General features: G+C 61.0%; 1 pseudogene. It reads left to right on the top strand.

Annotated elements, in window-relative coordinates:
* Positions 1-569 (top strand): annotated as a pseudogene (locus tag A2J01_RS00375) (amino acid transporter); the annotation flags it as partial.

The raw sequence follows: 569 nt of genomic DNA on the forward strand, positions 1-569 counted from the left end.
GCCGCAGATCAAGGGCGATCCGCACGACACCGAACAGAATCCACGTGGCCGAATCAAAGGCGCACGGCGCCTGCTCACCACTGCGGCGCTGATCATGAGCGGATTCCTGCTGACGTCGAGCCTGGTCACCACCATCCTGATCCCAGAAAACGAGTTCCAACCCGGAGGCGCTGCCAACGGTCGCGCGCTTGCCTTTCTGGCCCACGACTATCTGGGTGAGATCTTCGGAACTGTCTACGATCTCAGCACGATCCTGATCCTCTGGTTTGCCGGTGCGTCGGCAATGGCAGGGTTGCTCAATCTTGTTCCGAGGTATCTCCCCCGCTACGGCATGGCGCCGTCGTGGGCCCGCGCCGTGCGTCCGCTGGTCCTCGTGTTCAGCGTCATCGCCATCACTGTCACGATCTACTTCGACGCCGGTGTCGACGCTCAGAGTTCCGCGTACGCAACCGGTGTCCTCGTGCTCATCTCGTCGGCGACCGTCGCCGTTGCACTGTCCGCTCGTAAGCACGGTCAGCGAAAACTGTTCGTGGGGTTCAGTTTTGTCGCAGTTTTGTTCGTCTACACGA

Origin of the sequence: Rhodococcus sp. EPR-134, from assembly GCF_001647205.1 — a bacterium.
GTDB lineage: Bacteria > Actinomycetota > Actinomycetes > Mycobacteriales > Mycobacteriaceae > Rhodococcus_F > Rhodococcus_F qingshengii.